This window comes from Roseovarius sp. M141 (assembly GCF_024355225.1).
Lineage (GTDB): Bacteria > Pseudomonadota > Alphaproteobacteria > Rhodobacterales > Rhodobacteraceae > Roseovarius.
Genome location: NZ_VCNH01000008.1, coordinates 3,126,446 through 3,150,244 on the forward strand (window position 1 = coordinate 3,126,446; position 23,799 = coordinate 3,150,244).

Genomic DNA, 23,799 nt, shown 5'->3' on the forward strand with positions numbered 1-23,799 from the left:
TCACAGCACCTCCGGAGCGAGCGAGATGATTTTCATGAACTTCTTGGCGCGCAGTTCGCGAACGACCGGCCCGAAGATACGGGTGCCGACAGGCTCGCCCGCGTTGTTCAGGATGACGGCAGCGTTGCTGTCAAAGCGAATGGCGGTGCCATCTTCGCGGCGCACTTCCTTGGCGGTACGTACGACGACGGCCTTGCGCACGTCGCCTTTTTTCACGCGACCGCGCGGGATGGCTTCCTTGACCGAGACGACAATGATGTCGCCGACGGATGCGTATCTACGCTTGGAACCACCCAGAACCTTGATGCACTGAACACGGCGAGCGCCGCTATTGTCAGCAACATCCAGGTTTGTCTGCATCTGGATCATTTGGTTTCTCCCGACCTACCGGGGGGCGATGCGGCCCTTGCCCCGGGGTTTCGATTAAGCTGAATAAGTGCCGGAGGGCTTAACCCTCCAGAACCTCCCAGCGTTTCGTCTTGGACCGCGGCGGGCATTCGATGATGCGCACCTTGTCACCCACCTTGAACGTGTTGTTCTCGTCGTGGGCGCGGTATTTCTTGGACTTCCGGATCGTCTTTTGCAGAACCGGGTGCTTGAAGCGGCGCTCGACCGACACGGAAATGGTCTGGGCGTTGGCGTCGCTTGTCACGGTGCCAGAGAGGATACGTTTGGGCATCTTGCAGGCTCCTTATTCTGCCGCCGCGGCTGCGGCTTTCTCGTTCAGGATGGTCAGCACACGGGCTGCGCTGCGACGTGCAACGCGCATCTGCGACGCATTCTCCAGCTGGCCGGTAGCCGCCTGGAAACGCAGGTTGAACTGCGCCTTTTTCAGATTTGCCAGCTCTTCGCGCAGCTGGTCTGGTGTCTTCTCTCGAAGTTCCTTGGCGTCCATCGCCTTATTCCTTTCAACATCACTGGAGGGCCGCACGATGCGTCACCCTGATTCCGGTGGAGATCCTTGTGATCTGGCGCGTATAGAGGGGCCGCGCGCCCGGCGCAACCCCTGTCTGCAAAAGGGTCTCGCCATGCCCTGCCCGCTGCGCTATCACAGCGCCCATGTCAGATATATCCTCCCTCTACGTCACCCGCCTTTACCGCGCCGCGCTGCGTGAACTGGGCAAACCCGTCGACGCCGCCGAACTGGAAGCGTCCTGCTGGTCCATCGCCGAAGATGACGAGGCCGGACAGGAATGGTGCGAGGATAACGACTATCCCGGCTACACGTCCTACGCGTCGCTCGACGACCTGCCCTATCGCTTTCCGATCTTCCGCGATTTGGTCAAGGTATTGGACAAGCACGTCGCCGCCTTCGCCGAAGATCTGGAGTTCGATTTGGGCGGCAAAAAGCTGAAGCTGGACAGCCTGTGGATCAACATCCTGCCCGAAGGCGGCACCCACGCCTCGCACATCCACCCCCATTCGGTGATTTCCGGCACGACCTACGTGACAATGCCCGAGGGCACCAGCGCGCTCAAGTTGGAGGACCCCCGCCTGCCGATGATGATGGCCGCCCCACCCCGCCGCAAGGACGCGCGCGAAGAGCTGCGCACGTTCACGTACATGACGCCCGAGGTCGGCGAAGTGCTGATGTGGGAATCGTGGCTGCGCCATGAGGTGCCGGTGAATATGTCGGAGGATGATCGGATAAGCGTGAGTTTCAATTACGCTTGGGGGTAATCGCGTCGCGTCGGCACCTTTGATTGAACCATCCGCGTTCTTCCGCGTTACCCCCGGAGGCAATGAGGAGAGTTCCGCTGGAACCAGTCACCGTTCTCATCAATCAACTGCGCGATATTGCGCGCAGTTCCGTCGCGCTGCTGCCGAATCTGACGGTGGCCCTGATCGTGATCCTGTTGACTTGGCTCATCAACAAGCTGGCCGCGTCCGCGCTGTCAAGTACGCTCAAACGCACCCGGCTGCGCAGAAGCCTGCAAGAGTTGTTTACCTTGCTGGTCTCGATCGCGATCTGGGTTTTGGGCATCTTGATTGCCGCTGTCATCCTTTTTCCCGGCCTGACTCCGGCCAGTATTCTGGCGGGTCTTGGAATCGGCTCCGTCGCAATCGGATTCGCCTTCAAAGACGTGTTCGAGAATTTTTTGGCCGGGATCATTATCCTGTTTCGTCGTGAAATGCGGATCGGCGACCATGTGGAATGCGAAGGCATCGAGGGCAAGGTCGCGCAAATCGCCATCCGCGAAAGCCATATCCGCCAAACTGATGGCCAGCTGGTGATCGTACCCAATTCGATCCTGTTCAAGAACCCGGTGATCGTGCGCACCGATCAGGACAGCCGCCGCGTCACCGTGATCTGCGGCGTTGCCTATGACGTTGACGTGGATGAGGCCCGTTCGGTCATCTCGGACGCGGTGAACGCCTGCGATACTGTAATCAGCGACGAAAAACCGATCCAGATATTCGCACAGGAATTCGCGTCGTCTTCGATCAACTTCGAGGTGACGTGGTGGACCGGCTCCAAACCTGTCGAGGTGCGTACATCGCGCGATCAGGTCGTTGCGGCGGTCAAACGCGCCTTGGACGACGCGGGGATCGAGATTCCCTTCCCCTATCGCACACTGACCTTCAAGGAACCCCTGCCGCTGCAACGAGCGTCGGGTGGTGCGGACACGTGACAGCGTCGATGTCTTTGACCGATGCATTTCGGTTGCCACCGTCGGAGCCCGGCCGCGCTCTTGGTTCCAGGATGGGAGAACTATCCTTGCTGGCTATCTACCAATTTTTGGTCATCGCTGAACTGACGCCGCCGACACCTGTTGTCAGTAGCGAAAGTCATATCACGAACAATATTCCCGATGATTTCGTTCTATAAAGGTAGGCCCCCGTCAATCTCTTGGCGGGGGCCCAATTTCTCTCTACCGGGGTGCGGTCCGCGGATTGCTGGGCAATCCGCTACACCGCACTGATCAGAAAGCGCTATGCGCCTTCGACCTTACCAGTCTTCGCGCTGAACAACGCGCGTTTTGATCGGCAGCTTCATCGCCGCGAGGCGCAGGGCCTCGACTGCGATTTCTTCGCTGACGCCGTCAAGCTCGAACATGATCCGGCCCGGCTTGACCCGCGCAGCCCAGTAATCGACCGAACCTTTACCTTTACCCATGCGGACTTCGGTAGGCTTGGACGAGACCGGCACATCCGGGAAGATCCGGATCCAGACACGGCCCTGACGCTTCATGTGGCGTGTCATCGCGCGGCGGGCTGCCTCGATCTGACGCGCGGTCACACGCTCGGGCTGGGTGGCCTTCAGGCCGAACGAGCCAAAGTTCAGGTCAGACCCGCCCTTGGCTTCGCCCTTGATGCGGCCTTTGAACTGCTTGCGGAATTTAGTGCGTTTTGGTTGTAGCATCTTTCATTCCCCTTTAGCGCCGACCGCCCGCACCGCGAGGTGCCGGACCGTCCTGAAGTTCCTGAGCCTTCCGGTCACGCGCGGACGGGTCGTGATCCATGATCTCGCCTTTGAAGATCCAGGTCTTGATCCCGATGATGCCGTAAGCGGTCATCGCCTCGACATGCGCATAATCGATATCGGCCCGCAGCGTATGCAGGGGCACGCGGCCCTCGCGGTACCATTCGGTCCGGGCGATCTCGGCGCCGCCAAGGCGGCCGGCGAGGTTCACTCGGATGCCGAGGGCACCCATACGCATGGCGTTTTGCACAGCGCGTTTCATCGCACGGCGAAAGCTGACGCGGCGCTCCAACTGCTGGGCGATGCTCTCACCCACCAAAGCTGCGTCCAGTTCAGGCTTGCGCACCTCGACGATGTTCAGGTGCAGCTCGCTTGCCGTCATCGCCGCCAGCTTCTTGCGCAGGGTTTCGATGTCTGCGCCTTTCTTGCCGATGATAACGCCGGGGCGCGCTGTGTGAACCGTGACGCGGCATTTCTTGTGCGGACGCTCGATGATCACGCGGCTAACGCCGGCTTGCTTGCACTCGGTCTTGATAAACTCGCGCATGGCGAGATCTTCGAGCAGCAGATTGCCGTAGTCCTTGGTGTCAGCGTACCAGCGGCTGTCCCAGGTCCGGTTAATCTGAAGGCGCATGCCAATCGGATTTACTTTGTTACCCATCAGGCTTGCTCCTCAACTTGGCGCAGTTTGATCGTGATTTCCGAGAACGGCTTGCGCAGGGCGCCAAACCGGCCCCGGGCACGCGGGCGACCGCGCTTCATGACCAGGTTCTTGCCGACATAGGCCTCGGCCACGATCAGCTCGTCCACATCGAGATTGTGGTTGTTCTCGGCGTTGGCGATGGCAGACTGCAGGCACTTACGCACATCTTCGGCGATCCGCTTTTGCGAGAACGTCAGATCGTTCAGGGCCTTGTCCACCTTCTTGCCACGGATGAGCTGTGCCAGAAGGTTCAGTTTCTGCGGGCTGGTACGGAGCATGCGCAGTTTTGCCATTGCTTCGTTATCGGCCACGCGGCGGGGGTTCTTTTCCTTGCCCATGACTTACTTCCGCTTCGCTTTTTTGTCGGCTGCATGACCTGTGTAGGTCCGTGTCGGCGAATATTCACCGAACTTCTGACCGATCATGTCTTCGCTGACGTTGACAGGAATATGCTTGCGACCGTTGTAAACACCAAACGTCAAGCCCACGAACTGGGGCAGGATCGTCGAGCGGCGCGACCATATCTTGATGACTTCATTACGACCGCCCTCACGCGACGCTTCGGCCTTTTTCAGGACGTAGGCGTCGACAAAGGGGCCTTTCCATACAGAACGTGCCATATCTTAGCGGCCCTTCTTCTTGGCGTGACGCGAGCGGATGATCAGCTTCTGCGACGCCTTGTTCTTGTTGCGGGTACGGTAGCCCTTGGTCGGCTTGCCCCATGGGGTCACCGGGTGACGACCACCCGAGGTCCGGCCCTCACCACCACCATGCGGGTGATCGATCGGGTTCATGACGACACCGCGCACAGAAGGACGAACGCCCTTGTGACGCATGCGGCCGGCCTTGCCGTAGTTCTGGTTCGAGTTGTCGGGGTTGCTGACCGCGCCAACCGTCGCCTTGCATTCCTGGCGAACCAGACGCAGCTCGCCCGAGCTGAGGCGGATCTGGGCATAGCCACCGTCACGACCGACGAACTGGGCATAGGTGCCTGCCGCGCGTGCGATCTGGCCACCCTTGCCGGGCTTCATCTCGATGTTGTGGACGATGGTACCGATCGGCATGCCCGAAAACGGCATGCAGTTGCCGGGCTTGATGTCGACCTTGGTGCCGGAATAGATCCTGTCACCGATGGCCAGGCGCTGAGGCGCGAGGATATAGGTCTGCTCGCCATCGTCATACTTGATGAGGGCGATGAACGCGGTCCGGTTCGGGTCATATTCGATCCGCTCGACGGTGGCCGCCATATCGAATTTGTTACGCTTGAAATCAACGATCCGGTAGAGGCGCTTGGCCCCACCCCCGCGACGACGCGATGTGATACGTCCGGTGTTGTTCCGGCCGCCCGATTTCGACAAACCCTCGGTGAGGGATTTGACGGGGCGACCTTTGTACAGCTCCGAACGGTCGATCAGCACCAGCCCGCGCTGGCCCGGCGTCGTTGGCTTATACGACTTGAGTGCCATGCTTTCTGTCTTCCGTTTAGCAAACGGCGGATGTGTGTTCCGCCTATGTAGGGTGGGACTGGCCCACCGTGGGTATAGGGCCCCGAAGGTCCCCGGCTAGGTCGTTCTTGCGAACGAAAACGAAACCCCGGACGAATCCGAGGCTGCGTTGATGGGCCCGTGTAGGCGAGAGCGCAGCGAGGGTCAAGCGGATGATAAGAGATTCGGGGCGCGCCTCCTGCGCGCTGGACGCCCCACCCCAAGCCGGGCGAGCGCCTGACCGGGGGCTGGCGCTACAACGGCTAAGCGTGGCACTTTATCCGCGCCAAGCCCCTCCCCCCTTCATCAGGCAGCGCTGGGCCGCCAAAGCGCCAGACCGCGGGCCGGTCAGGCGCTCGCCCGGCGCGCTGCGCGCGCTGTTCGGGCGGGGTGGCGCCGACTCGAAGAAACCAAACGCTGATCGCAATACAATTAGCTACACACTTATAGTAAACTTGACGTGTGAAAGATGAAGGTTAACAGTGGGCCGAAAAGGTAGGCTGTCAAGGAGTTTAAGTTTGTTCGCCGCCACTGATTATAAAAGCCTCAATCACCGTCAGAAAGAAAACTACAATTTTCAAAAAATTGCAGCACGTTTGGCAGACTATGGATTTAATTCTATGCGTTTGTCGGATGATTTTCATGGTGCAGACTTTATTGCCCTGCATGTAGACGGTGAAACTCTTTTGCGTGTGCAGTTGAAGGGTCGACTAACATTTCATCAAAAGTACTATGGCAAAAGCTTGCATATCGCGTTTCGAGACAGAGAAAGAGTATTTGTCTATCCTCACGATTTGCTAAGGCAAGAAATCGAGGCGGCTGGGATTGTTGAACGATCCACATCGAAAGCATGGGTCGACCACGGCAGCCGCAGTTGGCGCGCTGTGCCAAAACATCTAATGAAGCTAGGGGTTGTTGACGTTCACCTTGTGTGAATGAGAGTTGCGGCGATTGAGATGAAGGCTTTGAAGCTCTGATCTGTCTTGCAGGAGCGCATGGCTATCCCTCTGTTTTCCTTTAGTTTACCAAAGTAGTTTTCGATCAGGTGCCGCCATTTGTAGGTTTCCTTGTCGAACTCCGCGGGGAACTTCCGGTTGGATTTCGGCGGTATGACCGGGGTGATATCGCGATCCAGCAAGTCATTGCGCAGCCAGTCCGCATCGAAAGCTCTGTCCGCCAGCAAGTGCCCGGCGGACAGTCCGTGGATCAGCGTGTCGACCTCGCGCAGGTCATTGGCTTGTCCGGGCATCAAGCAGAAATCGACGAGGTTGCCGAGCGCATCCGTCAGGGCCAGTATCTTTGTCGTTATCCCTCCGCGAGAGCGTCCAATGGCCTGGCACAGAGTCCCCCTTTTGCGCCCTGACCCGAGCGGTGGACCTTGACGATAGTTCCATCGACCATTGCGTATTCGAGGTCGGCGTCTGAGGCTAAAGATCTGAACATATGGTAGAAAGCATCTGCTTTGACCCACCTGCGGAACCGCTTGAATACGCTGTTCCATTTGCCAAACTCGTCCGGCAATTCGCGCCACTGCGCTCCGGTGCGAACGATCCAAAGCACCGCCTCGACGAACAGCCGGGGATCGCGCCCTGTTTGCCCCGGATCGGTGGATTTCCCCAGACAATACGGTTTGATGATTGCCCATTGCGCATCGGTTAGAACTCTTCGGGTCAAGGTTGCTCTCCTCCGTTTGCAACCTTGAATCAGAAGTCAGATGATTTGGGAATCCCGAACGTCAACAGCCCCTAGTTGAAAAGTACGAATTTAAACCTCTTCTTTGATTTGAGGTATAGTCAAAAATTGTGATAATCGAGATCATACTTTGCTATATTGATATGTATGAATATAAGACAAAAAACCCGGCCACTCTCGCAGCCGGGGTTTCCAAATCTTCAAGCCAACCTGACCTCAGAGACCGGTGGTCACGTCGATCGTGTTGCCTTCTTCCAGCGTCACATACGCCTTCTTGACGTCGGCGCGCTTGCCCAGACGACCGCGGAAACGCTTGGCCTTGCCCTTGGTGATGGTCGTGTTGACAGCCTTCACCTTGACGCCGAACAGGGCCTCGACGGCTTCCTTGATCTGCGGCTTGTTGCTGTCAATCGCGACCTCGAAGACCACTGCGCCGTTTTCGGACGCCATGGTGGCCTTTTCGGTCACGATGGGCTTGCGGACCACATCGTAATGCTCAGGTTTCGCGCTCATTTGAAACGTGCCTCCAGTGCTTCGACACCCGCCTTGGTGATGACCAGAGTATCACGCTTGAGGATGTCATAGACGTTTGCGCCCATCGTCGGCAGGACGTCCAGACCGTCGATGTTGCGGGCGGCCTTGGCGAAGTCTGCATTGACCTCGGTGCCGTCGATGATCAGCGCGCGCTTCCAGCCCAGATCCTTGATCTGCTTGGCCAGAGTGCCGGTCTTGGTGACGCCAGCGATATCCTCGATGATCACCAGCTCGCCTGCGCGCGCCTTGGCGCTCAGGGCGTGTCGCAGACCAAGTGCGCGGACCTTCTTGGGCAGATCATGCGCATGGCTGCGTACGACCGGACCCTTGTAGATGCCACCCCCGCGAAAGATAGGCGCCGAACGCGCGCCGTGGCGTGCGCCGCCGGTGCCCTTCTGGCGATAGATCTTCTTGGTCGAATACTTGACCTCGGAGCGGGTTTTCACCTTGTGCGTGCCGGCCTGCGCCTTGTTACGCTGCCAGCGGACGACGCGGTGCAGGATGTCGGCGCGCGGGTCCAGGTCGAAGATGTCTTCGCCCAGATCGACCGAGCCGGCGGTGCTGCCGTCCAGTTTGATCATGTCGAGTTTCATGCTTCATCATCCTTCTTGGTCTCGTCCAGAGTCTCGCTCTGGTCGCCGGCCTCTGCCTTGTCAGCTGCGATTTCGGCCTCGGCCTCTTTCTCGGCTGCGGCTTCCTCGGCGGCTTGTGCCTCGGCGGCTGCCTTGGCTGCTTCGGCCTCTTCGGCTGCGGCTGCTGCGGCGGCCTCTTCGGCGGCTTTGGCGGCGGCTTCGGCGTCAGATTTCAGCGCGGCGGGCGTGATAGCGTTCTCGGGGAACGGCTTTTTCACCGCGTCCTTGATCGTCACCCAACCACCTTTGGAGCCGGGAACAGCGCCCTTGACCATGATCAGGCCACGATCAGCGTCCGTCTTGATCACCTGCAGGTTCTGCGTGGTGATCCGAGCGGCACCCATGTGACCGGCCATCTTCTTACCTTTGAAGACCTTGCCCGGGTCCTGACACTGGCCCGTGGAGCCGTGCGAACGGTGGCTGATCGAAACACCGTGGGTCATTTCCAGACCCTTGAAGTTGTGACGCTTCATGGCACCGGCAAAACCCTTACCGATCGACGTGCCGCAGACATCCACGAACTGACCTTCGAAGTAATGGTTGGCGGTGATTTCCTCGCCCACTGCAATCAGGTTCTCAGGCGCTACGCGGAATTCCGCGATCTTGCGCTTGGGCTCCACCTTGGCGGCGGCGAAGTGGCCGCGCATTGCCTGCGAGGTCCGCTTGGCCTTGGCCGAGCCTGCGCCCAGCTGCACCGCGGAATAGCCGTGGCTGTCAGCCGTACGCTGTGCGACGACCTGAAGTTTGTCCAGTTGAAGAACGGTGACAGGCACCTGCCGCCCGTCTTCCATGAAAAGACGGGTCATGCCCATCTTCTTTGCGATAACGCCAGAGCGCAACATAATCAGTGCCCCCCTTAGACCGAAATCTGAACGTCGACGCCGGCGGCCAGGTCGAGCTTCATCAGCGCGTCCACGGTCTGCGGGGTCGGATCAACGATGTCCAGCAGGCGCTTGTGCGTGCGGATTTCCCATTGATCGCGGGATTTCTTGTTCACGTGGGGACCACGCAGAACGGTGAATTTTTCAATCTTGTTCGGCAGCGGAATCGGGCCACGGACGTCGGCGCCCGTGCGTTTCGCGGTGTTCACGATTTCCTGCGTGCTGGCATCCAGTACGCGGTAATCGAACGCCTTCAGCCGAATGCGAATGTTCTGGCTTTGCATGTATTTAGCCTTTCGCGGCATTGGAGTTGATAGGAGGGAGGCCGGACCATCCAGCCTCCCTCTTCGAACCCTTGGGGCGGGCTATGCAGCCCGCCCAGAGTAATTATTCAGTGATCTTCGACACAACGCCGGCGCCGACGGTACGGCCGCCCTCACGGATGGCGAAACGCAGGCCCTCTTCCATCGCGATGGGGGCGATCAGCTCGACGCCGAAGCGCAGGTTGTCACCCGGCATCACCATTTCGGTGCCTTCGGGCAGCATGACCGTGCCGGTCACGTCCGTGGTGCGGAAATAGAACTGCGGACGGTAGTTGGCAAAGAACGGCGTGTGACGGCCACCCTCTTCCTTGTTCAGGATATATGCCTCGGCTTCGAACTTGGTGTGGGGCATAACCGACTTGGGCTTGCACAGAACCTGACCACGCTCGACACCTTCACGGTCAACGCCGCGCAGCAATGCGCCGATGTTGTCGCCTGCTTCACCACGATCCAGCAGCTTGCGGAACATTTCCACACCCGTGCAGGTCGTCTTCTTGGTGTCGCGGATGCCGACGATTTCGATTTCGTCGCCAACGTTGATCACGCCGCGCTCGATGCGGCCCGTAACCACGGTGCCACGACCGGAGATCGAGAATACGTCCTCGACCGGCATCAGGAAGGGCTGATCGATGGCACGTGCCGGGGTCGGGATATATTCGTCAACGGCGGCCATAAGCGCCTTGATCGACTCTTCGCCAATTTCAGGCTGAGTGCCGTTCATTGCTGCCAGCGCCGAGCCGGGGATGACGGGGATGTCGTCGCCGGGATACTCATACTTGCTGAGCAGCTCGCGGATTTCCATCTCGACCAGTTCCAGCAGCTCTTCGTCGTCGACCTGGTCAACCTTGTTCATGTAGACGACCATGTAGGGAATACCCACCTGGCGGCCCAGCAGGATGTGCTCGCGGGTCTGCGGCATCGGGCCGTCAGCTGCGTTCACAACCAGGATCGCGCCGTCCATCTGGGCAGCACCGGTGATCATGTTCTTGACGTAGTCGGCGTGGCCGGGGCAGTCGACATGGGCGTAGTGGCGGTTCTCGGTCTCGTACTCGACATGCGCGGTCGAGATGGTGATGCCGCGGGCCTTCTCTTCGGGCGCACCGTCGATCTGGTCATATGCGCGGAAGTCGCCGAAATACTTGGTGATGGCAGCCGTCAGCGTGGTCTTGCCGTGGTCAACGTGACCGATGGTCCCGATGTTCACGTGCGGTTTGCTGCGGTCAAACTTTTCCTTTGCCATGATGTGGCTCCTCTTTTTGCAAGTCAGGTGGTGGGCGTCATGCCCACCCTACAGGTTGGGTAGGGCGGGGATGCCCCCGCCACCCGGATTAAGCGAATTTGGCCTGGATCTCTTCCGAGATGTTGCTCGGCACGGGGTCGTAATGCGAGAACTGCATCGTGAACTGGGCCCGGCCCGAAGACATGGAGCGCAGCGTGTTGATGTAACCGAACATGTTGGCCAGCGGCACGTTACAGTCGATCGCGATGGCATTGCCGCGATTTTCCTGTCCCGAAATCTGACCACGGCGCGATGTAAGATCGCCGATGATCCCGCCGGTATATTCGTCAGGCGTGATGACCTCGACCTTCATGATCGGCTCCAGCAGCTTGGCACCTGCTTTGCGCAGGCCTTCGCGCATGCCCATGCGACCGGCAATCTCGAACGCCATGACGCTGGAGTCCACATCGTGGAACTTGCCATCGATCAGCGCGACCTTGAAGTCGATAACCGGGAAGCCCGCCAGCGGACCACTGTCCATGACCGAGCGGATACCTTTTTCGACGCCGGGAATATATTCCTTGGGCACCGAACCACCGACGACGCGGCTCTCGAACGAGAAACCTTCGCCGGGCTCTGTCGGCGAGATAACCATCTTGACCTCGGCGAACTGACCGGACCCACCCGACTGTTTCTTGTGGGTATAGGTATGCTCGACCTCGTGACCGATCGTCTCACGATAAGCCACCTGAGGCGCACCGATATTGGCGTCGACCTTGAATTCGCGGCGCAGACGATCCACCAGAATGTCGAGATGAAGCTCGCCCATTCCTTTCATGATCGTCTGACCGGATTCCTGATCGGTTTCCACGCGGAACGACGGATCCTCGGCCGCCAAACGTGCGAGGCCTGTCGACATCTTCTCCTGGTCGCCCTTGGTTTTGGGCTCGACCGCGATCTCGATCACCGGATCGGGGAAGGTCATCGTTTCCAGAACAACCTGTTCCTTGACGTCGCTCAGCGTGTCACCCGTGGTCGTGTCCTTCAGGCCCGCAAGTGCGATGATGTCCCCGGCAAATGCCTCTTCGATCTCTTCGCGCTGGATCGAGTGCATCATCATCATACGACCGATGCGCTCTTTCCTGCCCTTGGTCGTGTTCTGGACGGTATCACCCTTCTTGATCTTGCCCGAATAGATGCGGGTGAAGGTCAGCGAGCCGACGAACGGGTCGTTCATGATCTTGAATGCAAGGCCGGAGAACGGCATCTCGTCATCCGCGCGGCGCGGGATGTTGCGGGTCTCGGTCTCGTCCTCGGGGGCAAAGCCCATGTAATCGACAACGTCCTTGGGGCTGGGCAGGTAGTCGACAACGGCGTTCAGCAACGGCTGCACACCCTTGTTCTTGAACGCCGAGCCGCACAGGATCGGAACGAAAGACAGCGACAGCGTGCCCTTGCGGATCAGCTTGCGCAGGGTATCTTCGTCAGGCTCGACGCCCTCCAGATACCCTTCCATGGCCGTATCGTCCATTTCAACGGCGCATTCGATCAGGTTTGCACGCCATTCGTCGGCCACATCCTTCAGGCTTTCGCGGATCGGACCACGTGTCCAGTTCGCACCCAGATCTTCGCCGGCCCAGACCCACTCTTCCATCGTGACCAGATCGACCAGGCCCTCGAGCTCGGTTTCCGAGCCGATCGGGATCTGGATCGGTGCAGGCGTGGCGCCCGTCCGGTCCTTGATCATCTTGACGCAGTTGAAGAAGTCGGCGCCGATCTTGTCCATCTTGTTGACGAACACGACCCGCGGCACCTTGTAACGGTCGGCCTGGCGCCAGACGGTCTCGGTCTGGGGCTCGACGCCGGCGTTGGCGTCGAGAACCGCAACCGCACCGTCGAGAACGGCCAGCGAACGCTCGACTTCGATGGTGAAGTCGACGTGGCCGGGTGTATCGATGATGTTCATGCGATACTTGGTTTCCGACGTACCTTCCTGGGTAGGATCGTTCTGGCGCTGCCAGAACGTGGTGGTCGCAGCCGAAGTGATCGTGATTCCACGCTCCTGCTCCTGCTCCATCCAGTCCATGGTCGAGGCACCTTCATGGGTTTCACCCATGTTGTGGTTCTTACCTGTGTAGAACAGGATCCGTTCGCTGCAGGTTGTCTTACCTGCATCGATATGGGCCATGATGCCGAAGTTACGGTAGCGTTCTAGAGCGTAGTCGCGTGCCATTGGGCTGCTTCCTCAGAGTATCTGTTTTACCAACGATAATGGCTGAAAGCTTTGTTAGCCTCGGCCATCTTATGTGTATCTTCGCGCTTTTTGACGGCGCTGCCGCGGCTGTTCACAGCATCCAGAAGCTCGCCTGCAAGGCGTTCTTCCATCGTGTGTTCGTTGCGCGAACGGCTGGCGTTGATCAGCCAGCGGATCGCCAGCGCCTCACGACGCTCGGGGCGCACTTCGACGGGGACCTGGTAGGTCGCACCACCGACGCGGCGCGAACGCACCTCGACCGACGGCTTGATCAGGTCGAGCGCCTCGTGAAAGATCTCGATCGGGGCGCGCTTGACCTTGTCTTCGACACGGGTCATCGCGTTGTAGACGATACGCTCGGCGGCAGATTTCTTGCCATCGACCATCAGGTTGTTCATGAATTTTGTCAGAACCCGGTCGCCATACTTGGCATCGGGCAGGACTTCGCGCTTTTCGGCGGCGTGACGACGGGACATCTGTTAATCCTCTTACTTCGGGCGCTTCGCGCCATATTTCGAACGGCGCTGCTTGCGGTCTTTGACACCCTGGGTGTCCAGAACGCCGCGCAGAATGTGGTAACGCACACCGGGAAGGTCTTTTACACGGCCCCCGCGGATCAGGACAACCGAGTGTTCCTGCAGGTTGTGGCTCTCACCGGGAATGTAGCTGATGACCTCAAAGCCATTGGTCAGGCGCACCTTGGCGACCTTCCGCATGGCCGAGTTCGGCTTCTTCGGTGTGGTGGTATAAACGCGTGTGCAGACGCCGCGCTTTTGCGGGCAACCCTGCAAATGCTGCGATTTCTGCGCTCTTACTTTTGGCTGCCGCGGCTTGCGGATCAACTGTTGGATCGTTGGCATTCCGGTTCTTTCCCCGTCTCTCAACACATGTGTGTGCATGGGTCTTACCCATGCGGTTAATCCATGCCCACTGCGCGTCCGCAACAGGCAACAACCGCGATCGCAACCCTTGCTGGTGCGGACGCGGCGAGTTTCCAGAGGATCGGGACGGCGGGCGTCCGGATCTTGACCACTTCAGTTCTGATATCGGCAGACGAGGCGACCCCCAAGCCGGATGAGGGGCGTATAGGGGGAGTCGGAAGGCTTGTCAACAGCGGCACCGGGGCCATTAAGCGGGGTGCCCGGCACCTTCAAAGTTGCCTGTGGCGAGGTCACTCTGCTGCGGTGGTCCAGACGGCCATGCGCGTGCCGCCGGGAGCGCGGAATTCAAACCGCCGACCGCCCGGAAAATCAAATATCTCGCGCGTGATATCCGCGCCCGCCGCCCTGACCTGCGCCAATGCCGCGTCCAGATCCTCCGCCTTCAACACGATCAGCGGTGCGGCCAATGGCGCCCGTTCAATCCCGCCGCCAATACCGGACCCCTGAATATCGCGATAGTCAGGCCCGTATTCGACAAAATCCCAGCCAAATGCCGCGTTCATGAACCCCTGCTCGCGCTCCAGATCGGGCGCGTAGAATTCGACATAGTCCATCTTCAGCTTTTCAGTCACATTCGTCCCTTTCGGCCCTTGCCCAATACCATGGCTTTGCCTTGTCTTGGCTGTGCCGCACTGGCACTGTCAGCACGGGCAACCGGCACAGGATCGCACAGGCAATGGACAAAACCAAGATGCAGGTGATCGGGCTTTGCCGGTTTTCCTATCCCGCCATCGGCGGCTTTCAGATCCACCATGACACGCCCGAGGCACGCGCCGCCTATCTTTATGATCCGGTGCGGATGGAAGAACGCTTTGCCACCTTCCAGTCCCTCACCCTGCCCCCGCTCAGGGCGCAGACCGACCCCCATTTCACCCTCGCCATCGTCGTCGGCGACGCGATGCCCGAGGCGTTGCTGGCCCGCCTTCTGGATCTGGTCGAGGATATGCCCCAAGCCGTCATCATTCCGCGCGCGCCGGGCCGGCACCGGCAGGTCATGCAGGACGTCATCAATCAGGTACGGCAGGACAGCCCCCTGCCCTCGCTCCAGTTTCGCATGGATGATGATGATGCGGTCGCCGTAACGTTCGTGCAACACCTGCGCGAGGCGGCGGGTGACCTAGGCCCGATGCTGAGAAAATACCACTATGTCGGCCTCGACTTCAATCGCGGCCATATCGCGCGCATCGGCCCCAAGGGCATCCACGCCAAGCCCACGGTCGAAACCCTCTGGACCCCCGCGCTGGGAATGGCCGTCGCGCCGGGCGCGTCGCGCGGTATCATGAATTTCAGCCATGCCAAACTGGGCCGCGTCATGCCCGTTGTGACCCTGCCGGGGGCGGATATGTATATTCGCGGGCACAACCAGTTCAACGATTCGCGCCAAAAGGACGGGATCAAACCCGTCCGCCTGCCCTTGCTGGACGCCGCAGGCGAAGCAGCGTTTCGTCGGACCTACAACATCGACGCGGATGCGATCCGCGCGCTTTACAGATAGGACAGTCCATGCGTGTCATCGGCGTCTGCCGTTTCTCCTACCCGGCCCTTGGCGGGTTCAAGCGGATGCATGACAGTGTGGCCAAGCGCGAGGCCTATCTTTATGCCCCTGCCCGTATGGCCCTGCGGTTTGCCCATTTCGAGACGCTCACCCTGCCGTCGATTCGCGCGCAGACGGACCCCGATTTCACCTTCCTTATCGTGATCGGACAGAACATGCCCGAGCCGTGGCTGACAAAGCTGCGCGATCTCTGCGCCCCGGTGCCGCAGATAAAGATCGCGCAGCGCGCGCCGCTGAAGCACCGCCTTGCCCTGCAACTGGCCATTCAGGACGAACTGGGCGAAGAACGTCCCGAAAGCCTGCAATTCCGCCTCGACGATGATGATGCAGTCGGCGTCGATTTCGTCGAGCTGATCCGGTCCGTCACGCGCCGCACCCGGCGGCTGCGCCGGCGCGAGCCGCGCACGGTGATCGAATTCAACTCCGGCTATTCCGCCACGCTGTCAGCGGATGGCATGATTGCCGAGGATGTCATCAGCCCGTTCTGGGCCTGCGGGCTGGCGGTCCATTTTGCCGAAGGCGACGCGCGCACGATCATGAATTACGGGCATCACAAGTTGCATCACGTGATGCCCGCCATCATCCACCCACGCCCGCCGATGTATATCCGCGCCAAGCATACCGACAATGACAGCGCGGCCAAGTTCCGTCCCCGCAGATTGAAGCCGCTGACAGATGCGCAGAGACAGATCTTCAGGGACCGCTTCAACGTGGACGAAGAACAGGTACGGGCCGTCTTTTCCGCCCTAGACGCGCCTCGCGGTACAGCGTGAACAGGCCACTCGCCACCACGATCCCCGCGCCAACCAGCACGATCGGCATCGGCCAGTCGCCAAAGACCAGCCACCCCAGCAGCAGCGCCCACAGGATCGCCGTATAGCGGAACGGCGCGGTAAATCCGATATCGCCCACCCGCACCACCATGATCGAACTGAGATACCCCCCCACGATCAGCGTCGCCGCGCCGCCAATGGTCAGCCAATCGCTGCGGCCCAGCGGCACCCAGTCGCCGCTCACCACATGGCCCAGCCCGAAGGCCGACATGACCGCCACCGACGTGGCGAAGGTGACCAGCATCGAAGATGTCTCGCGGCTGAGGCTGCGGGTCGCCAGATCGCGCAGGGTAAGACACCCGACCGCCGCCAACCCATAGAGCGCGTAGCTGTTGAACCCGTCTGCGCCCGGCCGCACGATCAGCATGACACCGACGAACCCCACCAGAATCGCGCCCAGCCGCTGGATGCCGATCTTTTCGCGAAACACCAGCGCGGCACTCAGCGTGATGGCCAGCGGCAGCGCCTGAAGGATCGACGTCACATTCGCCAGCGGCATATGATACAGCGCCGTCAGAAAGAAATAGGTGCCCGCCACCTCACCCAGCACGCGCAGGAAAATGGCCCGCGCATCCTTGGGCGAAACCCGCTTGGAAAACGCGCCCATGCGCCACGCGATCACGGCGACTGCCGTGCTGGTCAGGCAGCCGCGCAGAAAGATCACCTGAAACAGCGGCACATGCCCTGAAAGTGACTTCATCAGCGTGTCGTTCAGCGTATAGGCCGCCATCGACGCCATCATCAGCAGCGCGCCGATTGTATTGTCAGACAGTTTCATGGCGGCATTTGCGCAGGCAGCTTCCCCTTGGGCAAGCGCAAAGACGCAGCAGTCCTGTCAGACCGCGTAGGGCGCGTTAAAGGTCTGGCGAAAATAGCTGTGGATCAGCTGCATCTGCGGTGAAAATGCGATACCGCGCCGCCAGGCCAGCCCCACATCCATCGTCGGCACGCCCGGCTCGGTCAGGGCGGTGGCGATGCGCTTGCCCTCCAGCGACCAGGGCCGGTAGACCATGTCGGACAGGATCGTGATACCCTGCCCGTTCGCCACCATGGACCGGACCGCCTCGATCGACATGGTGCGCAGGCAAACGCGGGGCTGCGCGGTCTGAAGGCTCCAGTATTTCATGGCTGTATTCGCGGCCTCGTCGACAGTCAAAAGGATGTAATCCTCTGTCGCGATCTCATCGAACGCCACGCTGCGTCGCTGGGCAAAGCGGTGACCGCTGGCCACCCAGACCCGCCGTGTCGAGCGCATCAATGTCTCGCTTTCCAGTTCGGGGTTGGACAGGTTCGACGTCAGCAGCACTGCCATATCGAAACGGTTCGCCAGCAGCCCCTCTTCTATGCTTTCGCGGTTCAACTCGTGCAGGTCGATATCCAGATCGGGATGCAGGCGGCGCAGGCGATCCAGATGATAGGGCAGGAAATACCCGATCACCGTATAGCTGGCGGCGATACGCACCTTGCCGGACGCGCCCGTATCGCGGTGACGCAGCCTTTGCGCTTCGTCGACCTTGGCCAGGATCGCATAGGCCGATGCCAGCAGATCGCGCCCCGCATCGGTCAGATCCATACCGTGATGAGTGCGCAGGAACAGCACGGTGCCCAGCGACGTTTCCAGATCGCGGATGGCCGACGTCACCGACGACTGCGAGATCGACAGTGCCGAGGCGGCCCGGCTGACCTGCCCCGTCTCGGCTGTGGCGACGAAATATTTCAGCTGCCTGAAGTTCACTGACGCCCTCCGCCACCGTTGGATCAGCATTATCGGATTATCCGATATCCTAACCTCACTAAATTGAAATTTACAAACGTTAATCGCCGTTGCAGGCTGGAATTCAGCACAGCCAAGGGGGAACGCGGTATGCGCGAGATCGTCGATCTGAATTGCGACATGGGCGAAGGGTTCGGCCATTGGTCCTATGGCGATGCGCCCGACGAGGCTCTGATGGAGGTCATCAGCTCGGCCAATGTTGCCGCCGGGTTTCACGCGGGTGACCCCAATTCGATGAACCGCGTCACAGCTCTGGCCAAGGCGCACGGCGTCGGGCTGGGGGTGCATCCCGCCTACAAGGATCTGCAAGGTTTCGGGCGTCGCCGTATCGACGCCGCCGACGACGAGCTGGTCAACGACATCCTCTACCAGATCGGTGCCCTGCGCGAATTCGGGCGGCGCCACGGCGTGACGCTTCAGCACGTCAAACCGCACGGCGCCCTCTATATGGAGGCTGCCCGCAACGAAGACCTGTCGCGCCATCTGGTCGAGACACTGCAACAGATGAGCCCCGATCTGATCCTGTTCTGCATGGGGGCCTCAAAAACCTACGAAGTCGCCAAGCGGCTATCGCATCCGGTGGTACGCGAGTTCTATTCCGACCGTGACTACGGCGACGATGGTATGATCGTGTTCACCCGCAAACCGACCGCGATGGACCCCGACACCCTCGCGCGCAAATGCCTGCGCGCCTGCCAGGACGGCACCGTCGAGACGGCCAGCGGGAAAATCATCGATGTCGCGTTCGAATCGATCTGCGTTCATTCCGACACGCCAGGCGCCGTCGATATCCTGCGCGCCATCCGCGCCACGCTGAAAGGAAACGGCATTTCCATCGCCCCTGCCAAGGACGTTCTGGCACACAGCATCTAAAAACACCCAAGGAGGAGACAACACCATGGCCGACATTCAATCCCCGGTTCCCGGCACCTTCTACCACCGCCCCTCGCCCGAGGATCCGGCGTTCAAATCGACCGGCGACAGCGTGGCCGTGGGCGACACCGTCGGACTGGTCGAAGTGATGAAATCCTTCATCGAGGTGCAGGCCGAGGCGGCCGGTACGTTCGACGGCTATTCGGTCGACAACGAGGCGGCAGTGTCCGCCGGTGATGTTCTGGCGACGTTGAAATAACATGAGCATCCAGCGTCTTTTCATCGCCAACCGGGGCGAAATCGCCGTGCGCATCGTGCGCGCTGCACAAAGCTTGGGCATCCATACCATTCAGGCGCACTCCGAAGCCGACACCGATATGCTGGCCGTGCGCATGGCCGACCAGGCCGTATGCATCGGCCCCGCGCAAGCCGCTAAATCCTACCTGGACGTGGACCGCGTCGTGCAGGCCGCCATGGATGCGGGCGCCGACGCGGTGCATCCCGGCTACGGCTTTCTGGCCGAAAGCCCGCGCTTTGCCCGCGCCATTGAGAAGGCGGGCATGATCTTTGTCGGGCCGTCTGCGGACACCATCGAGCGGATGGGCGACAAGGTATCGGCCCGCCAGGCCGCCGAGGCGGCGGGCGTTCCGGTCGTCCCCGGATCGGACGGGCGCATCGATGACATGGACCACGCCGCCGATCTGGCCGGTCAGATCGGCTATCCGGTGATGATCAAGGCCAGCGCCGGCGGCGGCGGGCGCGGCATCCGCATCGCGGACACGCCCGAGGATCTGACCAAACTGGCCCCTCAGGCCCGGCAGGAGGCGCAGGCCGCTTTTGGCGATGGCGGCATCTACCTGGAAAAGGTCATCCCCCAGCCCCGCCATATCGAAGTACAGATCATGGGCGACGGCACCGACGCCGTGCATTGCTTTGAGCGTGAATGCTCGCTCCAGCGCCGCCGCCAGAAGGTGTGGGAAGAGGCCCCCGCCTTCGATCTGCCCGAACCCACGCGCGAGGCGATGTGCCAAAGCGCCGTCGATCTGGCGCGGGCTGTGGGGTATCGCGGCGCGGGGACCATCGAATACCTCTACGACGCGGCAGCAGATGAGTTCTATTTCATCGAGATGAACACGCGCATTCAGGTCGAACATCCGGTGACCGAAATGGTGACGGGCCTCGATCTGGTCGCGATGATGATCCGCGTTGCCGGGGGCGAGCCGCTGCCGGTGGCGCAGTCCGATATCCATTTGACCGGCCACGCCATCGAGGTTCGGCTGAACGCCGAGGATCCGCTGAATAAATTCATGCCCTTCCCCGGCGTGGTCGGCACGCTCGTTCTACCGGAATCCGGCGGCATCCGCGTCGATCATTTCCTCTACGAGGGCTACCAGATCCCGCCCTTTTACGACTCGCTGATCGGCAAGCTGATCGTGCATGCCCCGACCCGCGAGGCGGCCATCGACAAAATGGCGACCGCGCTGGAGGCCATCAGCATCAACGGACTCAAGACCACCATCCCGATGCACAAGGCGCTGGCGCAATCGCCGGACGTGCGCGCGGGCCGCGTCCATACCCAATGGCTTGAGCCGTGGCTGGACGCGGGCAACCTCACCACCGACCAGACAGGAGGAGCATCGTGAAGACACGGTATTCATACGGCGGCGACGAACACATCTTTGTCGAGATGGACGAAGAGATGTCGCTGGACGCGTTCTTCAAATCGCTCGCCATGAGCAACGCGGCGAAGGACGCCAATATCGACGGCGTACGCGAGATCTGCCCGGCAAATGCCTCCTTCCAGGTGCGCTATGACCCCGACGTGATCGCCCCCGAAGATATGATGGCCAAGTTAAAAGAGTTTGAAGAAAAGGCCATCAACGCAGAAAAACGGCTGGAGACGCGCATCATCGAGGTGCCAGTCTTCTACCAAGACCCGTGGACGCATGAGTGTGTCATGCGCTTTCGCGAGCGCCACCAAGACCCCAGCGGCACCGATCTGGACTATGCCGCGCGCATCAACGGCTATGACAGCGTCGAGGCCTTCATCGAGGCGCACCATAGCGCGCCGTGGTTCGTGTCGATGGTCGGTTTCGTCTCGGGCCTGCCCTTCCTCTACCAACTGGTCGAGCGCGAAAAACAACTTCAGGTGCCCAAATATCTGAAACCGCGCACCGACACGCCCAAGCAGACGGTCGGCTATGGCGGCTGTTTCAGTTGTGTCTATTCCGTGCGCGGCGCAGGCGGCTATCAGATGTTCGGCATCACGCCTATGACGATCTTCGATGCCGATCAAAAGGTCAGCTATCTGCGCGATTTCATGGTGTTCTTCAAACCCGGCGACATCGTCAAATGGAAACCCATCGACCGCGCCGAATATGACCGCATCCTCAAGGCAATCGAGGACGGCACCTATACGCCCCGCATCGCCGAAGTGACCTTCGATCTGGAGGATTTCAACACCGACATGGACGGCACCAACGCCAAGCTGATGGAGGCTCTCAATGACGTTTGAAGTCATCAAACCCGGCCTTTTGACCACCATTCAGGATCTGGGGCGCCCCGGCTATTTCCACCTCGGCATCCCCGAGGGTGGCGCGATGGACCGCGCGGCGATGCGCATCGCCAACATGCTGGTCGGCAATCCCGAGGACGCCGCCGGATTGGAAGCGGTCTTCATGGGCCCCGAGCTGACGTTCAACGATGATGCACTGGTCGCCGTGGCCGGGGCCGAAATGCCGGTCTACGTCGACGACGAGGAACGCGACTGCTGGTCGTCCTTCCCGGTCAAGGCAGGCCAGACGCTGAAATTCGGGTACCTGAAATCCGGCGCACGCATCTATATCGCGATCGCGGGCGGCATCGACACGCCCCCGGCCTTGGGCAGTCGCGCGACCTACCCCATCGGCGCCTTGGGCGGCTTTGAGGGCCGTGCGCTGGCGGCGGGCGATACCGTCCCCGTGGGCAAGGCCGGGGCGCGGGCCAAAGAGCGTAAACTGGACCGATCCCTGCTGGCCAAGCAGCCCAAACCGGCAGAGCTACGCGTTCTGCCCGGACTGTATTGGCACCGGCTGACGCAAGGCTCGCAAAAGCAGTTCTTTGCGGACGAATGGAAGGTCGCGCCCGAGGCCGACCGCATGGGATACCGCTTTCGCGGCGGCAACCCGATGGAGTTTGTGGAGCGCGAACAACCCTTTGGCGCCGGGTCGGACCCGTCGAATATCGTCGATGGATGCTATTCCTACGGCTCGATCCAGATCCCCGGCGGCACCGAGCCTATCGTGCTGCACCGCGACGCGGTGTCGGGCGGTGGGTATTTCACCATCGGGGCGATCATCTCGGCCGATATGGACTTGATCGGACAGCTCCAGCCCAACATGCCGGTCAAGTTCCGGCAGGTCGACATGCAGCAATCGCTGAACGCACGCCACGAGCGCAGCGCACGGCTGGAGAGAATCCGCGCCGCCCTCGCCTAAGGGCGGGGCCAAGAACCAAGCAAAAGAGGCAGGCACAATGCCCGCCCATGAAACCAACGGGAGTAACAGACAATGACAAGGATATTGACCAAGCTAACCCTCAGCACGGCCTTGGCCGCCACGCTTCTACCCGGCGCCGCGCTGGCGCAGGACGCGTGGTTCCCCTACGATGCCGAGCAGACCGAGCCTGCCTTTGCCGCAGATGGCGCGCGCACCCCGGTGACCTACGAGGCGCTGGAGACGGCCGAAAAGCCATGGAACATCTGCGCCGCCCTACCCCACATGAAGGACGCCTATTGGCTGGGCGTCGACTATGGCCTGGTCGAAGAGGCTCGTCGCCTTGGCGTCAAACTGAATGTCACCGACGCGGGCGGCTATACCGAACTGGCCAACCAGATCAGCCAGATCGAGGATTGCGTCGCCAGCGGCGCCGATGCGGTGATCGTCGGGGCGATTTCCTATGACGGGCTGAACTCTGTCATCGCCGAAGTGGCCGGCAAGGGCATCCCGGTGATCGACGTAATCAACGGCGTCTCATCTCAGGACATCTCAGGCAAGGCGCTGGTATCGTTTAACACGATGGGTAGCGAGATCGGCAATTATCTGGCCGAGAAACACCCCGCAGGCAGCGACGAGGTCACCGTCGGCTGGTTCCCCGGCCCCGCCGGCGCGGGCTGGGTCGAGGCGGCGAATACCGGCTTCATGACCGCGGTTGAGGGGAGCGCCGTCAAGGTGCTGGAGCCGCGCTATGGCGACACCGGCAAGGAGGCGCAACTGAAACTGGTCGAAGACGTGCTGCAGGCCAACCCCGAAGTTGACTATATCGCAGGCACCGCCGTCACTGCCGAGGCGGCGCAGGGCGTCATCCGCTCACGCGGGTTGACGGATCAGACGGGCATTCTGGCCTTTTACCTGACACCGGGCGTCTGGACGGGGATCGAGCGGGGCTTCATCACCGCCGCGCCTGCGGATTCCATGGTCATTCAGGCACGCATGGCCGTCGATCAGGCGATCCGCGTTCTGGAGGGCAAGGATTATATCAAGCATGTCGGCCCGAAGATTTTCGTCATCAATCAGGATAATATCGCAGATACCAATCGCGCCGCCGTCCTGCCGCCCGAAGATTTCTCGCCGATCTTTTCGGTCGAATGATATGACGCATCACAGCCGGGCGGCTCCGCGCCGCCCGGCGCATCCCTTC

31 protein-coding genes are annotated in these 23,799 nt (G+C 60.6%); 11 read left to right on the forward strand and 20 right to left on the reverse strand.

What is annotated here, in order from left to right; translation table 11 throughout:
• From rplN to rpmC, 3 genes are all read right to left on the reverse strand, one after another.
• A complete protein-coding gene (rplN, locus tag FGD77_RS19110) occupies positions 1-369 on the reverse strand; it encodes a 50S ribosomal protein L14 (RefSeq protein ID WP_255012763.1) in 369 nt (122 codons plus the stop codon).
• 79 nt (positions 370-448) lie between these two features.
• On the reverse strand, positions 449-679 hold the full coding sequence (rpsQ, locus tag FGD77_RS19115) for a 30S ribosomal protein S17 (RefSeq protein ID WP_108691211.1): 231 nt from the start codon (positions 677-679) through the stop codon (positions 449-451).
• Between the two features lie 12 nt (positions 680-691).
• Positions 692-895: a 50S ribosomal protein L29 gene (gene rpmC / locus FGD77_RS19120; protein WP_138934549.1), complete on the reverse strand. Its 204-nt coding sequence runs from the start codon at positions 893-895 to the stop codon at positions 692-694.
• A gap of 164 nt (positions 896-1,059) precedes the next feature.
• Between rpmC and FGD77_RS19125 the strand changes: the two genes are divergently transcribed.
• Together FGD77_RS19125 and FGD77_RS19130 are read left to right on the forward strand one after the other, a co-directional pair.
• Positions 1,060-1,680, forward strand: coding sequence for a TIGR02466 family protein (locus tag FGD77_RS19125; protein WP_255012769.1), 621 nt, complete (start codon positions 1,060-1,062; stop codon positions 1,678-1,680).
• 62 nt (positions 1,681-1,742) lie between these two features.
• Entirely contained in the window at positions 1,743-2,633 is an 891-nt protein-coding gene (locus FGD77_RS19130) for a mechanosensitive ion channel family protein (protein ID WP_255012771.1), read from the forward strand.
• Positions 2,634-2,950: 317 nt separating this feature from the next.
• Here the strand turns inward: FGD77_RS19130 and rplP are convergent, their stop codons facing one another.
• Genes rplP through rplB form a run of 5 tightly spaced genes read right to left on the reverse strand, consistent with a single transcriptional unit; the run spans position 2,951 to position 5,593 of the window.
• Positions 2,951-3,364 carry a 50S ribosomal protein L16 gene (gene rplP / locus FGD77_RS19135; protein ID WP_113912323.1) on the reverse strand — a complete coding sequence of 138 codons (414 nt, stop codon included), beginning with the start codon at positions 3,362-3,364 and terminating at the stop codon, positions 2,951-2,953.
• A gap of 13 nt (positions 3,365-3,377) precedes the next feature.
• Positions 3,378-4,085: a 30S ribosomal protein S3 gene (rpsC, locus tag FGD77_RS19140; protein WP_255012775.1), complete on the reverse strand. Its 708-nt coding sequence runs from the start codon at positions 4,083-4,085 to the stop codon at positions 3,378-3,380.
• Positions 4,085-4,465, reverse strand: a complete 381-nt coding sequence (gene rplV / locus FGD77_RS19145; RefSeq protein WP_255012777.1) for a 50S ribosomal protein L22 — start codon at positions 4,463-4,465, stop codon at positions 4,085-4,087. The genes rpsC and rplV overlap by 1 nt, the downstream gene beginning before the upstream one ends.
• Before the next feature lie 3 nt (positions 4,466-4,468).
• Positions 4,469-4,747, reverse strand: a complete 279-nt coding sequence (rpsS, locus tag FGD77_RS19150) for a 30S ribosomal protein S19 (protein WP_255012779.1) — start codon at positions 4,745-4,747, stop codon at positions 4,469-4,471.
• Between the two features lie 3 nt (positions 4,748-4,750).
• Complete coding sequence (gene rplB, locus FGD77_RS19155) at positions 4,751-5,593, reverse strand: 50S ribosomal protein L2 (protein ID WP_255012782.1); 843 nt, start codon at positions 5,591-5,593, stop codon at positions 4,751-4,753.
• 536 nt (positions 5,594-6,129) lie between these two features.
• Between rplB and FGD77_RS19160 the strand changes: the two genes are divergently transcribed.
• On the forward strand, positions 6,130-6,546 hold the full coding sequence (locus FGD77_RS19160) for a hypothetical protein (protein WP_255012784.1): 417 nt from the start codon (positions 6,130-6,132) through the stop codon (positions 6,544-6,546).
• On the opposite strand, the gene FGD77_RS19165 is transcribed toward FGD77_RS19160, so the two are convergent.
• The 10 genes from FGD77_RS19165 to FGD77_RS19210 all read right to left on the reverse strand — a co-directional run bounded on the left by FGD77_RS19165 (position 6,534) and on the right by FGD77_RS19210 (position 14,659).
• Positions 6,534-7,285 (reverse strand): IS5 family transposase gene (locus FGD77_RS19165; RefSeq protein ID WP_255012786.1). Its coding sequence is split into 2 segments (ribosomal slippage): positions 6,534-6,952 and positions 6,952-7,285, totalling 753 coding nucleotides; the frame shifts between segments, so codons are not numbered across the junction. The two genes, FGD77_RS19160 and FGD77_RS19165, sit on opposite strands and share 13 nt — an antisense overlap.
• Before the next feature lie 234 nt (positions 7,286-7,519).
• Complete coding sequence (locus FGD77_RS19170; RefSeq protein WP_255012788.1) at positions 7,520-7,816, reverse strand: 50S ribosomal protein L23; 297 nt, start codon at positions 7,814-7,816, stop codon at positions 7,520-7,522.
• Entirely contained in the window at positions 7,813-8,430 is a 618-nt protein-coding gene (rplD, locus tag FGD77_RS19175) for a 50S ribosomal protein L4 (protein WP_255012790.1), read from the reverse strand. Before rplD ends, FGD77_RS19170 begins: the two co-directional genes overlap by 4 nt.
• Positions 8,427-9,311 carry a 50S ribosomal protein L3 gene (rplC, locus tag FGD77_RS19180; RefSeq protein ID WP_255012792.1) on the reverse strand — a complete coding sequence of 295 codons (885 nt, stop codon included), beginning with the start codon at positions 9,309-9,311 and terminating at the stop codon, positions 8,427-8,429. The genes rplD and rplC overlap by 4 nt, the downstream gene beginning before the upstream one ends.
• A gap of 14 nt (positions 9,312-9,325) precedes the next feature.
• On the reverse strand, positions 9,326-9,634 hold the full coding sequence (rpsJ, locus tag FGD77_RS19185; RefSeq protein ID WP_076532278.1) for a 30S ribosomal protein S10: 309 nt from the start codon (positions 9,632-9,634) through the stop codon (positions 9,326-9,328).
• A 103-nt stretch (positions 9,635-9,737) separates the two neighbouring features.
• Complete coding sequence (tuf, locus tag FGD77_RS19190; protein WP_255012797.1) at positions 9,738-10,913, reverse strand: elongation factor Tu; 1,176 nt, start codon at positions 10,911-10,913, stop codon at positions 9,738-9,740.
• A gap of 88 nt (positions 10,914-11,001) precedes the next feature.
• Entirely contained in the window at positions 11,002-13,125 is a 2,124-nt protein-coding gene (gene fusA / locus FGD77_RS19195) for an elongation factor G (RefSeq protein WP_255012799.1), read from the reverse strand.
• A 26-nt stretch (positions 13,126-13,151) separates the two neighbouring features.
• A complete protein-coding gene (gene rpsG, locus FGD77_RS19200) occupies positions 13,152-13,622 on the reverse strand; it encodes a 30S ribosomal protein S7 (protein WP_255012801.1) in 471 nt (156 codons plus the stop codon).
• 12 nt (positions 13,623-13,634) lie between these two features.
• On the reverse strand, positions 13,635-14,006 hold the full coding sequence (rpsL, locus tag FGD77_RS19205) for a 30S ribosomal protein S12 (protein WP_076532270.1): 372 nt from the start codon (positions 14,004-14,006) through the stop codon (positions 13,635-13,637).
• A 311-nt stretch (positions 14,007-14,317) separates the two neighbouring features.
• Complete coding sequence (locus FGD77_RS19210) at positions 14,318-14,659, reverse strand: VOC family protein (protein ID WP_369682741.1); 342 nt, start codon at positions 14,657-14,659, stop codon at positions 14,318-14,320.
• 104 nt (positions 14,660-14,763) lie between these two features.
• On the opposite strand from FGD77_RS19210, the gene FGD77_RS19215 reads away from it, so the two are divergent.
• Complete coding sequence (locus FGD77_RS19215; RefSeq protein ID WP_255012802.1) at positions 14,764-15,582, forward strand: putative rhamnosyl transferase; 819 nt, start codon at positions 14,764-14,766, stop codon at positions 15,580-15,582.
• Between the two features lie 8 nt (positions 15,583-15,590).
• Entirely contained in the window at positions 15,591-16,415 is an 825-nt protein-coding gene (locus FGD77_RS19220) for a glycosyltransferase (protein WP_255012805.1), read from the forward strand.
• On the opposite strand, the gene FGD77_RS19225 is transcribed toward FGD77_RS19220, so the two are convergent.
• Together FGD77_RS19225 and FGD77_RS19230 are read right to left on the reverse strand one after the other, a co-directional pair.
• Positions 16,348-17,253: a DMT family transporter gene (locus FGD77_RS19225; RefSeq protein WP_255012806.1), complete on the reverse strand. Its 906-nt coding sequence runs from the start codon at positions 17,251-17,253 to the stop codon at positions 16,348-16,350. The two genes, FGD77_RS19220 and FGD77_RS19225, sit on opposite strands and share 68 nt — an antisense overlap.
• 57 nt (positions 17,254-17,310) lie before the next feature.
• Positions 17,311-18,210 carry a LysR family transcriptional regulator gene (locus FGD77_RS19230; protein ID WP_255012807.1) on the reverse strand — a complete coding sequence of 300 codons (900 nt, stop codon included), beginning with the start codon at positions 18,208-18,210 and terminating at the stop codon, positions 17,311-17,313.
• A 129-nt stretch (positions 18,211-18,339) separates the two neighbouring features.
• Between FGD77_RS19230 and FGD77_RS19235 the strand changes: the two genes are divergently transcribed.
• The 6 genes from FGD77_RS19235 to torT all read left to right on the forward strand — a co-directional run bounded on the left by FGD77_RS19235 (position 18,340) and on the right by torT (position 23,750).
• Positions 18,340-19,122 (forward strand): 5-oxoprolinase subunit PxpA, encoded by a 783-nt coding sequence (locus tag FGD77_RS19235; RefSeq protein WP_255012809.1) that lies wholly within the window; start codon positions 18,340-18,342, stop codon positions 19,120-19,122.
• A gap of 25 nt (positions 19,123-19,147) precedes the next feature.
• Positions 19,148-19,381, forward strand: a complete 234-nt coding sequence (locus FGD77_RS19240) for an acetyl-CoA carboxylase (protein WP_255012811.1) — start codon at positions 19,148-19,150, stop codon at positions 19,379-19,381.
• Position 19,382: 1 nt separating this feature from the next.
• Positions 19,383-20,765 carry an acetyl-CoA carboxylase biotin carboxylase subunit gene (locus tag FGD77_RS19245; protein ID WP_255012813.1) on the forward strand — a complete coding sequence of 461 codons (1,383 nt, stop codon included), beginning with the start codon at positions 19,383-19,385 and terminating at the stop codon, positions 20,763-20,765.
• On the forward strand, positions 20,762-21,637 hold the full coding sequence (locus tag FGD77_RS19250) for an allophanate hydrolase subunit 1 (RefSeq protein ID WP_255012814.1): 876 nt from the start codon (positions 20,762-20,764) through the stop codon (positions 21,635-21,637). Before FGD77_RS19245 ends, FGD77_RS19250 begins: the two co-directional genes overlap by 4 nt.
• Positions 21,627-22,598, forward strand: a complete 972-nt coding sequence (locus tag FGD77_RS19255; protein ID WP_255012816.1) for a biotin-dependent carboxyltransferase family protein — start codon at positions 21,627-21,629, stop codon at positions 22,596-22,598. Before FGD77_RS19250 ends, FGD77_RS19255 begins: the two co-directional genes overlap by 11 nt.
• Before the next feature lie 72 nt (positions 22,599-22,670).
• Positions 22,671-23,750, forward strand: a complete 1,080-nt coding sequence (gene torT, locus FGD77_RS19260) for a TMAO reductase system periplasmic protein TorT (protein WP_255012818.1) — start codon at positions 22,671-22,673, stop codon at positions 23,748-23,750.
• Positions 23,751-23,799 lie beyond the last annotated feature (49 nt).